Below are 12,795 nucleotides of genomic sequence, written 5' to 3' on the forward strand. Positions count from 1 at the left end.
ATATCTATGATTTATAAGTGGTTGAAAAATCATTTATAAAATTGGTATATTTTATTATTCAATAAAGTTGAATAAATGTAATAACATTCCAAACTTTATCCAGCTTATAAATTTATTAGTTCCGTCAAAGCACCTCTGTATGGACGTAGATTGATGGAAAATATGTTAAATAGTTTAATAGCTATTCGTACACTCTTTTATTCCCACCTATTGAAAAGTAAGGTTCCATAGCCTGGGTGATCGGCTCCAAATGGGGCCCCTTCCGGCCGCAGGTCCTGTAGTACCTGAGAAGTAAAGGGCATTGCCAAGCCTTTTCTGTGTACGTAGTGATTGAATGCAATTTCAAATACAGATCGGAAATTTCCTCTATTCTTTGGAGATATGGCCTCTGGTGTGTAATCTTGATAATTTCTTTCCCCGTAGTCATACCAAAGCACGTAAGGCACCTCATTTCCCAAGTTATAATTGGCTGTATATTCATAACCTCTCATAAGAGCATTATTAGAAGCCTTGTATAAATCTATTCCTTGGTGATAAGCCATTTCAGCAAGTTCAGCTAATGATCCGAGCGCCAGCATGGTATGCGGTTGGTCTCGATTGCTTTCTTGCAGTTGTCCGGCGGTAGATACTACATAATTGTCGATACTTCCATTGCCCTCACCATGATAAAAGTAAGTAACAACTCGATTTATCATTTCCCGATCTTCGGTAAAGATGGCAATGGCCATCAATGCCTTCATACAAATAATATCCCAGTTGCCATGGGCATAGGGTCTGAAATTCTGTAAAGTCGGATAAAATACCTGCTTTAGCATAGTACCACAACGCTGGATAGAGGCTGTGGGCCACTGTGGATAAGTCGATCGCATGATTTCGGCAGCATTTGCTAAAATGAAGCCATAAAGGCCGTTCAACTCAGCATCGCCACCGATGATACCGGTGGTAGTGGAAGCGTAAGCATCAATAATTTCAATCGATTTTTGTGCATTAGCGACATTACCCGTAATATTCCACATCAAGGCATTGTAATAAGCAGCCAGGAAATCATTTTCTACTCGCGATTTCACCGCGCCTCCTCCTATCCCGTCAACGGTTTGACTTGCATCTCTTGTAAGTTTTGTAAAGGGCCCCGCCATATTAAAGGAAGCTGAGGAACGGCCATTGGCGGCCAACAACTGATAGCATGCATAAGCATTTGGCTTTTGGTCGGCAACTAAGGAACGAATATGATTTAAATCCGCCATTGTATGTAACATACCCGGATGTTTGAACGGTGCTGTGAATTGAAATGGAGCAGGGTTTGGCGCACCAACCTTTTGACGAAGGTCTTCGACGGATTTAAAAGTACCCACCCAATAAACCGGATAGTCAAGTTGCCGGTTAGCCAATTGGGCAGCAGTTAATTCAACATCCGCTACCTTAAATTGGAAGAGCGATAAGTTAATGTTGCTGTCAAGGGGCAGTGCGTTGCTGCCGAGTTTTCCTTTGCTCAGATCCCAATAATAAACATTACCGGAAGCCATTTTGATAACTGTATGGTTGTTATTACGGTTATCAAAAGCACCGAGATTCGTATCGAAAAAAAAATTACTTTTAGGCGGTTTTGCCATTTTAACGGCAATTATAGGATAGTTGCTAATATTAAGTACCGCTCCGCCAACGCGCTGTATATCGCCTCTAAATTTTGTGGTTCCGGACATTGTTACCTGCATGGCACCATTCAATAGGGCTACGGTGGCACCATTGGTTGGCGTGCGCCATGTCAAACTATCCAATTTGCCGAAATCGTCAAAAAAATAACCATCTAAATGCTCTTCTGCACCCGGGTTGACAGGATGTAAAACTTTTTTACAAGACAACAATAAGAAAATACTTGCAAGAACGACAAGTACACTTTTAAAGTACATGTTTTTCATCATCTAATCCGATTAAGTTTATAATTTCTGTGGTAGCAAGTAAAACACCAAACCCAATTATGACACGCTAAAATAGTGCACGCTTACCGCCGTTTTTTTATAATGGTTTCATCAAAACTAGTAATCTAAACCGGTTCAGGCAATTGAAGAACGGAAGCAGAACCAACTTAATCTTAAAAACAAAACAGCACAAAAAACTATTAATCAACACAATACGAGATAAATTCCTATAAAATCATGATAAGAATCTTAAGGAATATGATAGAATAACTTAGTAGATTAAATAGCGTATCTAAAGGTTAGGCTTTGGTTTTAGGGCCTTAGGCACTAGGTTATTAGTATTAGCTTTTAGCTGCCGGCAGCCAACTTTTGTCGGTGCCGCAGTAAAGCGGTTATTATTACTAATAAGAGTCTATAGGCAATAGGCGATCGATTTATTTTAAAGAATTCTTTATTTCATTCGTAATAGCGACAGTAACCTGCAGACAGCTTTGTTGTTTCTTTTGCAAAAAACAACCGCAAATGCCTACTAGTGCAACTGCCGCTAATCCTATTTAACTATGCAAAACACCTCAATACCCCGGGTTCTGTTTAAGCTTACTATTAGTCAGTAACTCAGAATTTGGAATAGGAAATAGTTTTCTATAATCCGCGCTTGGATCGTGCGAAAACCAAGATTTCTTCGTAAATACATTAAAGCGAATCATATCTTGCCTACGGCGTCCCTCTTGTGTAAACTCCCAGGCCAGTTCATCTAAAAATCTTCCATATTGAATATCAGCACCGCCTTCATGTGTATTCGCATTATTATCTCGCCTACCATAGTCATAAGCGCTTCCCTGCAAGAGTTGGGCGCCGGTTACTTTGGCCTTCTCCGGGCTTGCTTTAAAATTACGGGCCCTTACCTCTGTTACAAGGGTCGCCGCTTCATCCTGTCGGCCGGTTCGCAAAAGCGATTCTGCTTTCATTAACAGGACATCCGCATACCTAAACAGTGGCCAATCGTTACTCAATCGATTCGTTATTCCCTGGGCGTACTCAAACTTACCCCAGCGTAACCCATGCACCTCTTGTGATTCGTCCATACTTGGCACCTCATTGATATAAGCAAGAGGCCGCCCGGCAAAGGCTCCCATTGTGCAATTCAATGCGGCACCTGTAGACGAATATTGCTGTCCCTGTATAAAATTAGTGACTAAGCGGTTGTCATCCGGATCAAAAGAATTAATATATTGAGGCGTTACACAAACTCCTCCCCAGGGGGTAGCTGTGAAATTGTACGTTGCCTGATTTGCAGGCTGTAACGTATACATATGAAAATCGAAAGCATTCCAATCGCTCACATAATTTTCGTCAAATGCCAGTGCCATAATAATTTCAACAGAGCTTTCATTATGTGTAGCAAATACATTAGATTGATTTCCCTCCAAAGCATATTTATTCGCCTCTATAATGCGGTTGCACGCTTCAATACAAGCATCATAGTTTCCTGTACCGGTATACACTTCGGCATTCAGGTATACCTTAGCCAACAAGCTGTATGCAGCCCACTTATTAAAACGGCCATAAAAATTACCACCTACCGTTTCGCTCAACTGATCGATATTTCCTGTTATCTCTGAAATAATGAAATCATACACTTCCTGTCGCGTGTTCTGTTCTGGCAAATAGCCTTCCGGCACGTCAAATTGGGTTACAATAGGTACATTACCATAGAGATCGCATAATAAATAATAATAGGAAGCACGTAGCACCTTTAACTCCGCCAATATTTGTTCGCGGGTATCTGGAACTTCAATAGCCCCCGATTCGATCTGATAAATTATGCGATTACAACTATTCACACCTACATATGTTCGTTCCCAGCAATTCCGCACCACCTCATCTTCAGAAGTCCATTTATGCTGATGTAAACGTTTATAAACACCACCATCTACCCAGCCATTGGGTCGGGCGGGTAATACGTCCTGATCAGCGGTAAGCATTTGCGCTCGAACGACACCATTCCATAGAAGCATGGTATGTCGCCATGGAACATAAGCGGATCCTATTAGCGCAATTAGATCGTCACCAGACGCCACAAATTCATCTGCGATAACCCGGTCGTAAGCATCGTCTTTCAACTTCGTACAGGAAAGGTTTATGATCAATGATGATAGCATTAAACCGATTAAGAATATCTTTATTTTCATCTTTATTATTTTTTAATGGCTGATGAGAGCTCGAGTAAATAATGACTGCCCCGTGTGTCAATATTACTTACATCTCGGCTTCATCTTTATTATTTTTTAGCATTTCTATAATATCCATGTACACTTCGTTCCTTTAAAAGCTAACATTTGCCCCGATCGTAAAGGAGCGTATCGTCGGATATTGATCTCGGTTGTCATAACCCGGATCAAGGCCTGCACGGCTTACTTCCGGATCGATCCCCTTATAACCAGTAATAATGAAGGTATTTAAACTGGATGCGTAAACACGCAAGCTCTTGACTCCCTTCCACTTATCCGATTTAAAAGTATACCCAAGTGTAATATTATCTATTTTCCAATGATCACCATTTTCTACATAATAGCTATTAAATTCGCCGGGGACGAGCTTGTTCAAAATCGCTTTTCCATAAATCTTGTCGTAGGCTGATTTTAAACGATTGTATTGCTCTAAGTTTGTATTCTCATAATACATCCGTGCACCGTTAATAATCTGATAACCAAATGCGCCACGCATACTGATATTCAAATCAAACTGCTTATACTGGAAGGAATGATTCCATCCAGCATACCATTTAGGGAGTCCATTACCGATTACTTTTTTATCTTCGAATGCGCGCGGAAAGTCGTCGTAAGCTACCGGATTTCCGTCTCTACCCTCATAGATCCATTTTCCGTCGTCTGAAATATCAATTACTTTAAAGCCATAGAAATTACCGATCTTATCGCCTACACGCACAATGTGAGACTCAGTCTTAACCGGTTCGCTGATCCATCCGGTCATAAAATAATCGCTTGACGACTGATATAGTTCGTTAGACAAACTGATCAGCTCATTGCTGTTTGTTGAAAAATTAATGGAGGTCGACCAGTTAAATTGCTTCTTTCTGATCGGGTTAAAGGATAGAAGTACTTCAATCCCTTTGTTGCGCATTTTTCCTACATTAGCCCTCGTTGTTTTATACAAATTAGGCGGACTTGGTACCGCGTAATCATAGAGTAACCCGTTGATATCCCGATTATATACATCGATGCTCCCGCTTAACCGGCTGTTGAACATGCTAAAGTCCAAACCGAAGTTGGTTTCGTGCTTTTCTTCCCAACGTAGATATGCATTTGGATTTTGTGACGGAGCCAAGGTTTGTATCCAGTTACCATTAGAATAAAAGTAATCGCTATAATTAAGCAAGGCAACGCCTAGAAACCCTAAATTCGGTTGACTTCCCGTTACACCATAACCTGCGCGAAGCTTCAAATCATCAAATATTTCCTGATCTTGCATAAAAGCTTCCTTGGTTAATCGCCATCCCAATGAAACAGCCGGAAAAGTTCCCCAAGGATTTTTGGTACCATACAGCTGACTTGCCGCCTCGTGCCTTACACTTGCTAATAGTAGGTATTTATCCTTGTAAGAATATGTGAGACGTCCGAAAAAACTAATTAAATTCGTCGTTATACGGGAGGTCGTCTCTTCAGTCAAACCTTCTTTTAATGCTCTGCCAGCTCCTATGTTATGGTAGCTAAAGTTATCGGTTGGAAAGTCCCAATTCGTCATCCTCTGCGAGGTATAATCTGTTTCCTGATAACTATAGCCGCCTAATAGATTAAACGTATGGTTATTTACTTCCTTGCTATACTGTGCTGTAAGCTCCATCAGTTTGGTCATATTTGCATTTGAACCGACGGCGGCAAAACCATTTCTTCCGTCCCTTAACGTGGAGATATGATTCTTGGTTTCATAATAGCCCCCATTTTGCTGGCTCTTCACATAAGATAATAAGGCGTTTAATTTCAAGTCCGAGATCGGCTTATAACTGATATTACCATTATAGCGCATTTCAGAAATTTCCTGCTTTCCATCACTTTCATACAAACGCGCGAGTGGATTTTCGTATTCAAATAAACCAGCTTGTTCCTGCCATTTGCCTTCTGCATCATAAATAGGAGCCGTTGGGTTTCTAATGATAGCTTGCCTATAAACATAATTATTGAAACCATCATTATCACCGGTAGCCGTATAATTGGTCTGATTGCCAATCATACTAAAATTTACATTCACCTTGTCGTCAAACAAGGATTGATTGATTTCCAGTCGGCCTTGAAAGATGTTGTTATCCGACCGCTTAAATATTCCTTGTAATGCGCGGTAATTAAGACTAGCAATGTAATTTGTTTTATGGTTCCCACCTCGAAAGGCCAAATTATGTACGTGGCTTATAGGGTTTCTAGTTATTTCATCCAACCAGTCGGTTGATGCCCCCAAGTCCCACGAAGCATCGCGCTCACCGGCAGCAATTTGGGCTCTATAATCAGCTGCCGTTAGCATATCAAGACGGCGGCTGATCTGCGAAGTGGTAGCATACACGCCGTAGTCAACTTGGTTGATTCCATCCCCTTTCGCTTTCTTCGTGGTAATAAGAATCACCCCATTTGTTCCTCTTGTACCATATATAGCGGCGGCCGAGCCGTCTTTCAATACGTCCATACTCTCAATATCTTCAGGCGCTACCGTATTAAACGTACCTGGAACACCGTCTATTAACACCAAAGGATCGGAATTGGCACCCAATATGGTGGTATTTCCCCGCAATAGCACCTGCGTTTTTTCGGTTGGATCACCACTGGGATTGGTAATAGTTAAACCAGCTACCTTCCCTTGAATCAACTGACCAGCATCCCGCACAGCGCCTTTTAAAAAGTCTTCCGATTTAACCGTTGCCACTGAGCTGGTAAGGTCACCTTTACGCTGTGTTCCGTAACCGATAACTACCACTTCTTCCAGGTTATTTTCGAGGCTTTGCAATACAACTTTTAAGCTATTGGTACCTGTAAGAGGTATTTCCTGCGCACGAAAGCCCATATATGAAAAGATTAGCAGCTTAGCATTGTCAGGAACCGCTAAACTGAATGTTCCGTTTTCGTCGGTCGTAGTACCTCGGTTCGTTCCATCAAGTCGTACACTAACCCCTGGTAAAGTACTCCCATTTTGATCCCTTACCACCCCGTTGATTTGGCGTTCCTGTGCAAGTTTTGCGTCATTTATTTCTTCTTTCTTAATCGACTCCGGAACAGACTTATCTTTCTCACTGATGATAATGCTTTCGGCACGCAGCTCATAGGTAAGCTTTGTATTCGCTAAAAGATGATTCAAGACTATAGCAAGCGGTTTTTCCTTCTCGTCGACCTGTAGCTTAGGATAAGCTGCGACCAATTCTTCGTTATATATAATCCGTAAGCCGGTAAGCTTGCCTACTTCCTCTAATATGTTCTTTAGGGAGGTGCCGTTTTTGTGAATGCTTATCTTTGTTTCACTTAACGACTGCTTTTTTCTAATTGTACCTACAGCAAACATTGGTAGCTGTAAATACAAAACAATACATAATAAACTAATTATATCCCTCCGTCTTTTTATCAACGTGGGCATTTTAATACAGATTTCCATATCTTTAAATGTTCGGTTAATTGGTATAATTTCTGAACGGGGCATGATGAAGTGATTCGCGTTACAAACCATGCCGCTGGGAGCAGAGCACTGTGTTCTGTTCCCCTTTTTGGTTTCATTTCATTTTCTTATCTCATTAATGCATGTTTAGTACAGGGTTACTTGATTATTAGCCCATTTATAATTAAAGTTGTTGGCTTTTGCTAGTTCATAAATGACATCGGTAGGTTTGTCCGAAAGATTGAAGCTTGCTGAGAACCTGACCTTTCGTAGCTTTTCACGGTGAATATCGATCTGTATTCCATACACTTGCATCAGTTTGTTTGCAGCATTTTCAAGTGTTTGCCCCTCAAAATAAATCCGGTTCCAATTACTTATTGACAAGGCATCTGCCGGTTCCTTCATGGGTGTTTTATTGCTGACGATCAAGGCCCGTTCATTCGGTTTTAAATAGAGCGATTTATGCTGCCCCGCTACCTGCTTCGATGTTACGGCGACTTTCCCTTTCCTAAGTGTTACAGCATCCGCCGCCTCTTTTATATTGATGTTAAAAGCTGTACCGAGAACCAAGGTTCGACTGTGCCTTGTTTCCACTACAAAAGGCTGGTGCTGATTGGCTGCTACATCAAAATAAGCTTCGCCTTTTAGCAATTGTACCCTTCTCTCCTTAACCCCAAACTTCTTTGAATAACTACACTTGCTTTCGGCATTTAGCATAATGATAGAACCATCCGTCATTCGGATGCGGACTTTTTGATTTTTAGAGGCCTGCACAACATACTGCTCTTCGTAGTGTTCCTTTGTGTTTTCTGTCCAATAATTAAGCCCTAACGAGAATAGACAGATGCAAGTAGCACCCACTAAGGTGCTAGCCGCCGTCCGCTTATATTTATTAATGCGAATCTGTTTATCTATTTTTTCTTTTATGAATTGCGCGCGCGTTAAGTCGGCATCTTTCCCTTGGTAAAATGCATTTGCTTCTCGCTGTTTAAGCCATGCATCAACAAGTGTTCGCTCCTCTTCAGAAGCAGTATTGTTTAGGTACTTCTTTAACAGATCGGCTAGCTTATGTGCATCCATAAAGATTAATTTCACATAAGTCGTAGAAGGAGGCGATAGGTAGTATAAAAAATTTATTTTTATTGCACGCCATTCACAATGATAAATAGCAACAGCATATCATTCCAAAAAGGAGTAGTAGACAGTTTATAGCGCAGGTACCTCAATGCATTATTGATCTGCTTTTTTACGGTTGTTGGAGCGATATGTAACCTATCCGCAATTGTTTTATGATTGAGTTGTTCGTTCCGACTTAGGTCAAAAATCTCTTTTGTCTTTTTGGGCATATTCCTCGTGCAGGCCTCCAGGAATGCAGCTAACTCCTTTGCGGATTGTAATTCGATTGGTGAAACTGATTGGTTCGGAAAAACGTGGCGTTGTTCAAAAGAACGTTGTTTCACCTGTTTGCGAATGACGTCGACGGCCTGATATTTAGCACAGTTGAAAAGGTATGTTTTTAAAGACTCTATAGGAGGCAATCGCTTTCTTCGTTCCCATAAGGAAACAAATATATTTTGCAATAAGTCCTGTACCAACTCCTCGTCCATCAACAATTTACTCAAATAATGCAAAAGCATAGCTGAGTAGCGATGATATAACGTATCGAAAGCATGCTTATCACTATTGGTTAACATAGCAATCAGCTCCTTGTCGGAAAGGAAATGATATTGATTCGTATGCATCGTCCCCAAGGTTTATACAGAAAATGGTTAGTAAACGACTATTAAATGTCAAACATACGATTATTTTTTATACATGCAAAAAAGACAAAAAAATTAAGGGTATAAGAATGAATGCATCCAATTACTGCAAAACCACGTGCTTTATATTTTTCCGATCATAGGTATACAAGACATGAATCAGGCCGTCACTCGTTTGTATAATGGCTGGGTAGCTATATTCTTCTGTTGTACCATTTTCTAAAACGGCTACATCAGTCCATTTCTTACCATCTAAAGAACAGGCAATCCGTAACTTGCTCCGGTTGTTGAACCACTCCTTTCCAGGTACATCCGGATTGTATACGATCAGTTGGCGTCCGTCGCGCAAGGTAACGGCGTCCGTTCCGGAATTTGGATTTAAAAGGGCGGTTTTATTCAGCGAACCCCAGTGTAGTCCTCCATCTTCAGACCAAGATTGGATTACTGATCCTTCTTTGCTTCGACAAAGTACTTGTAATCGTTGATTCTTGTAAGTTAAAATACTTGGTTGAATTACATTATACTCGGAGGCAGTATCTATGGGTATATATTGCCAGCTTTCACCGTCATCCTTTGATAGTTCAATATGAGCTCTCCATTTATTTTCGGTAACTTCTACACTAGAGGGCGATAAGATATAGCCATTAGCTAACTGAATCGGCTTATTTTTGATCGGGCCTAGGATTCCATCGGGAAGTTTCTGCGGGGATGACCAGTTTAGCCCGTCATCGGTTGATGTTTTTACCATTCCCCACCATGCTCTCGGATTGGGTCCAACCTTATAAAACAGAAAGGTTTTCCCCGCTTGTGATTTAAATAAAACGGGATTCCAGGTTGGATAACGTAAGGTATCATTTATGACACCATCAGCTATTATTTGGGCCGTTGAAATCTTTTCGCTGTTTATTTTGCATAGCCAAATGCTCACATCTTCCTTCCCTTCTTGCGAACCTCCAAAACAAGCCGCCAATAAGATACCCGGCTTTACTTCCAAAAGTGTAGATGCATGACATTCCTTAAAAGGAGGATTGGTAAACACCAGTTCTTGTTTAATAATTTTCAACCTCTTCTGGGCGTAAAGAGCTAAGAAAGGAAAAAATAGAAGAGCAGACAACAAAGACAGCTTTTTTAACATATTGAAATTGTTAGAAAGGCTAAGTTAATACTTATCGTTTTATAAGCAAGTAACTAACAAAGTCCAAATAACGTCCAAATGCTAAAAAGTAACTGTTAATCGGTTTTCTGTAGCAAGCATCCGTCAATTAAAATGCACATGCTTATGAACATTTTTCTCGAAGCGATCCGCAATAGCGAACACAAGCGCAATACCGTTATCCAGGTTAATAGTAATGGCATTTTCCTGTTCCAATGTATCGGCAAAGGTATCGATTACATAGTCTTTATGCATATAGTGTCCTTCGTCGTTCACGTATTGATTGAACCATGTTAAAAGTTCCGCGAAGCTCCTGCAAGATACTGGGTTGATCAGGACGTCAGGATAACATCTTCTAATAAATCCTACTGTATACATAATCCGGTTTTTAATATTTGCAAACCTAACAATATTTGTACGCGCTCACCGAGAACAACTGCCTCGATCATCACTCATTTTTTCACAAATAAACTGTATGATTTATGCAAAATAAAATTTTTTACACAGAAATGCCTTGTTGTTACACGAAAGTTCATTTCCTCGCTTCGAATTGTTTTTTATACACTTTTTAGGTTGCCTCAATCTGTGCTAAATTGTGATAGTCGAGAAGCATCCTTACCTGTTCTTCCTAGCCTCTGTCATCCAACATTCTAATAAATTTCTAATCACTTTCCAATATATCTTTAAGTTCTCTCGACATAAATAATGCTATCTTTGTCGACATAAAAAAAATAAAACAAAAAATGGATACGGGCCCCAGTTACATAACAGGAGAACGCGCTCATTAAACCTGCTGCTTCTTTCAGCTGTGTGGTAATTAATGAGCTGCATAAGCGAAAGGAGCGATGACAAACAAACTTTCCATCAACCTTCGCATTTCTTTTTGAACGAGTTATCAAGTAAAGCGTTGATAACGCTTAATGGTTCCTGCTTTCAACATTGCATTGTTTATCTGTAAATCATCAAGAAATGAACACTTTTCAAGAAATTCACCCTGCAGACATTGCTGAGCAAATCACTTTATTTGACAGCAAAGAGCGAAACATTGCCTTTCTCAAATTAGCTGGCGAACAAAAGACAGCTGTATTTTCGTATCTGACAATTGATCTACAAAAAGAGATTATTAAAAGTCTGGGAGATAAAGAAGTAGCTGAGGTATTGAACAATTTAGAACCAGACGATCGTACATCGCTATTCGAGAGCTTTCCTGACGATCTTATTAAGCGAAGCATTAACTTATTGAATGATGAGGAAAAAGAGGTTGCGTTAAATTTAATCGGATATCCGGCAGATTGTATTGCGCGGTTGATGACACCCAACTACGTGCAAGCGAGAGCCGAGTGGACTGTACAGCAAGTTTTTACACATATCAAGAAATTTGGAAAAAAGGCAGAAACGCTCAATCATATATACATAGTCGACAAGGATAACAAATTGATTGATGATCTTCGCATTGGTCAGTTATTGATGGCCGAGCCCGACGATATGCTTCGAAAATTGATGGATGAGAGCTTTATCGCTATCACTACAACCACCTCCATTGAAACTGCCTTGGACATTTTCGAGAAGTACGATCGCGCGGCGCTACCCATTACCACTGAAAAAGGTGTGTTAGTCGGGATTGTTACCTCCGATGATATTTTAGATAAAATGAAAGAATTGGATACCGAAGATATTCAGAAATTCGGGGGTGTTGAAGAACTGGATTTATCCTATACCCAGACGTCGCTCGTCGACTTGGTAAAAAAGAGAGCAGGCTGGCTTATCATCCTTTTTATAGGTGAAATGTTTACGGCTTCTGCTATGAGTTTTTTTGATTCCGAAATTGAAAAAGCAGTTGTATTGGCTTTATTCGTTCCGCTCATTATATCCAGTGGGGGAAATTCGGGATCACAAGCTGCATCGCTCATTATACGAGCTATGGCTTTGGGTGAACTAAAACTAAAAGATTGGTGGTATGTCATGCGAAAGGAAATGCTATCGGGTTTATCTCTAGGTATCATCCTCGGCACCATTGGATTTTTGCGGATTTTTATTTGGCAACAAACCGGTATCTACAACTATGGTACTTATTGGATCTGGGTAGCCTTAAGTGTTTCCATATCACTCGTTTTCATTGTACTTTGGGGTTCTTTATCAGGATCACTGATTCCTTTTGTTTTAAGAAGAATAGGCATGGACCCCGCTACGGCCTCTGCTCCTTTTGTGGCTACACTCGTTGACGTAACCGGTCTAATCATCTACTTTTCTGTAGCGGCCCTTTTTCTTTCAGGCAAATTACTTTAATATAGAAAGGGATGCTTTGGCATCCCTT

Annotated in this window: 8 protein-coding genes; 1 reads left to right on the forward strand and 7 read right to left on the reverse strand. The window is 40.5% G+C overall.

The annotated features are described in order from the left end of the window. Positions 1-197: 197 nt before the first annotated feature. From QT327_RS01390 to QT327_RS01420, 7 genes are all read right to left on the reverse strand, one after another. The gene (locus QT327_RS01390; protein ID WP_289551736.1) at positions 198-1,919 is read right to left on the reverse strand and encodes a DUF4979 domain-containing protein; all 1,722 of its coding nucleotides are present in this window, start codon (positions 1,917-1,919) and stop codon (positions 198-200) included. Between the two features lie 569 nt (positions 1,920-2,488). Continuing rightward, entirely contained in the window at positions 2,489-4,108 is a 1,620-nt protein-coding gene (locus QT327_RS01395) for a RagB/SusD family nutrient uptake outer membrane protein (protein WP_130855346.1), read from the reverse strand. A 133-nt stretch (positions 4,109-4,241) separates the two neighbouring features. Further along, positions 4,242-7,568, reverse strand: a complete 3,327-nt coding sequence (locus tag QT327_RS01400; RefSeq protein ID WP_289551738.1) for a SusC/RagA family TonB-linked outer membrane protein — start codon at positions 7,566-7,568, stop codon at positions 4,242-4,244. A gap of 147 nt (positions 7,569-7,715) precedes the next feature. Then, positions 7,716-8,648, reverse strand: coding sequence for a FecR family protein (locus QT327_RS01405; RefSeq protein WP_289551739.1), 933 nt, complete (start codon positions 8,646-8,648; stop codon positions 7,716-7,718). 59 nt (positions 8,649-8,707) lie between these two features. After that, on the reverse strand, positions 8,708-9,310 hold the full coding sequence (locus QT327_RS01410) for an RNA polymerase sigma factor (RefSeq protein ID WP_013667529.1): 603 nt from the start codon (positions 9,308-9,310) through the stop codon (positions 8,708-8,710). A gap of 121 nt (positions 9,311-9,431) precedes the next feature. After that, the gene (locus QT327_RS01415) at positions 9,432-10,463 is read right to left on the reverse strand and encodes a sialidase family protein (RefSeq protein WP_289551740.1); all 1,032 of its coding nucleotides are present in this window, start codon (positions 10,461-10,463) and stop codon (positions 9,432-9,434) included. A gap of 123 nt (positions 10,464-10,586) precedes the next feature. Then, positions 10,587-10,859: a hypothetical protein gene (locus QT327_RS01420; RefSeq protein WP_013667531.1), complete on the reverse strand. Its 273-nt coding sequence runs from the start codon at positions 10,857-10,859 to the stop codon at positions 10,587-10,589. Between the two features lie 591 nt (positions 10,860-11,450). Here QT327_RS01420 and mgtE point away from each other — a divergent pair. After that, a complete protein-coding gene (gene mgtE / locus QT327_RS01425; protein ID WP_149105852.1) occupies positions 11,451-12,767 on the forward strand; it encodes a magnesium transporter in 1,317 nt (438 codons plus the stop codon). Positions 12,768-12,795 lie beyond the last annotated feature (28 nt).

This window comes from Olivibacter sp. 47 (assembly GCF_030372825.1).
Lineage (GTDB): Bacteria > Bacteroidota > Bacteroidia > Sphingobacteriales > Sphingobacteriaceae > Olivibacter > Olivibacter oleidegradans.

Excerpts from the sequence above, each read along its gene's own strand:
- QT327_RS01395 (WP_130855346.1), bottom strand. The coding sequence starts at position 4,108 with ATGAAAATAAAGATATTCTTAATCGGTTTAATGCTATCATCATTGATC.
- QT327_RS01415 (WP_289551740.1), bottom strand. The coding sequence starts at position 10,463 with ATGTTAAAAAAGCTGTCTTTGTTGTCTGCTCTTCTATTTTTTCCTTTC.
- QT327_RS01390 (WP_289551736.1), bottom strand. The coding sequence starts at position 1,919 with ATGATGAAAAACATGTACTTTAAAAGTGTACTTGTCGTTCTTGCAAGT.
- mgtE (WP_149105852.1), top strand. The coding sequence starts at position 11,451 with ATGAACACTTTTCAAGAAATTCACCCTGCAGACATTGCTGAGCAAATC.
- QT327_RS01400 (WP_289551738.1), bottom strand. The coding sequence starts at position 7,568 with ATGGAAATCTGTATTAAAATGCCCACGTTGATAAAAAGACGGAGGGAT.
- QT327_RS01405 (WP_289551739.1), bottom strand. The coding sequence starts at position 8,648 with ATGGATGCACATAAGCTAGCCGATCTGTTAAAGAAGTACCTAAACAAT.
- QT327_RS01410 (WP_013667529.1), bottom strand. The coding sequence starts at position 9,310 with ATGCATACGAATCAATATCATTTCCTTTCCGACAAGGAGCTGATTGCT.
- QT327_RS01420 (WP_013667531.1), bottom strand. The coding sequence starts at position 10,859 with ATGTATACAGTAGGATTTATTAGAAGATGTTATCCTGACGTCCTGATC.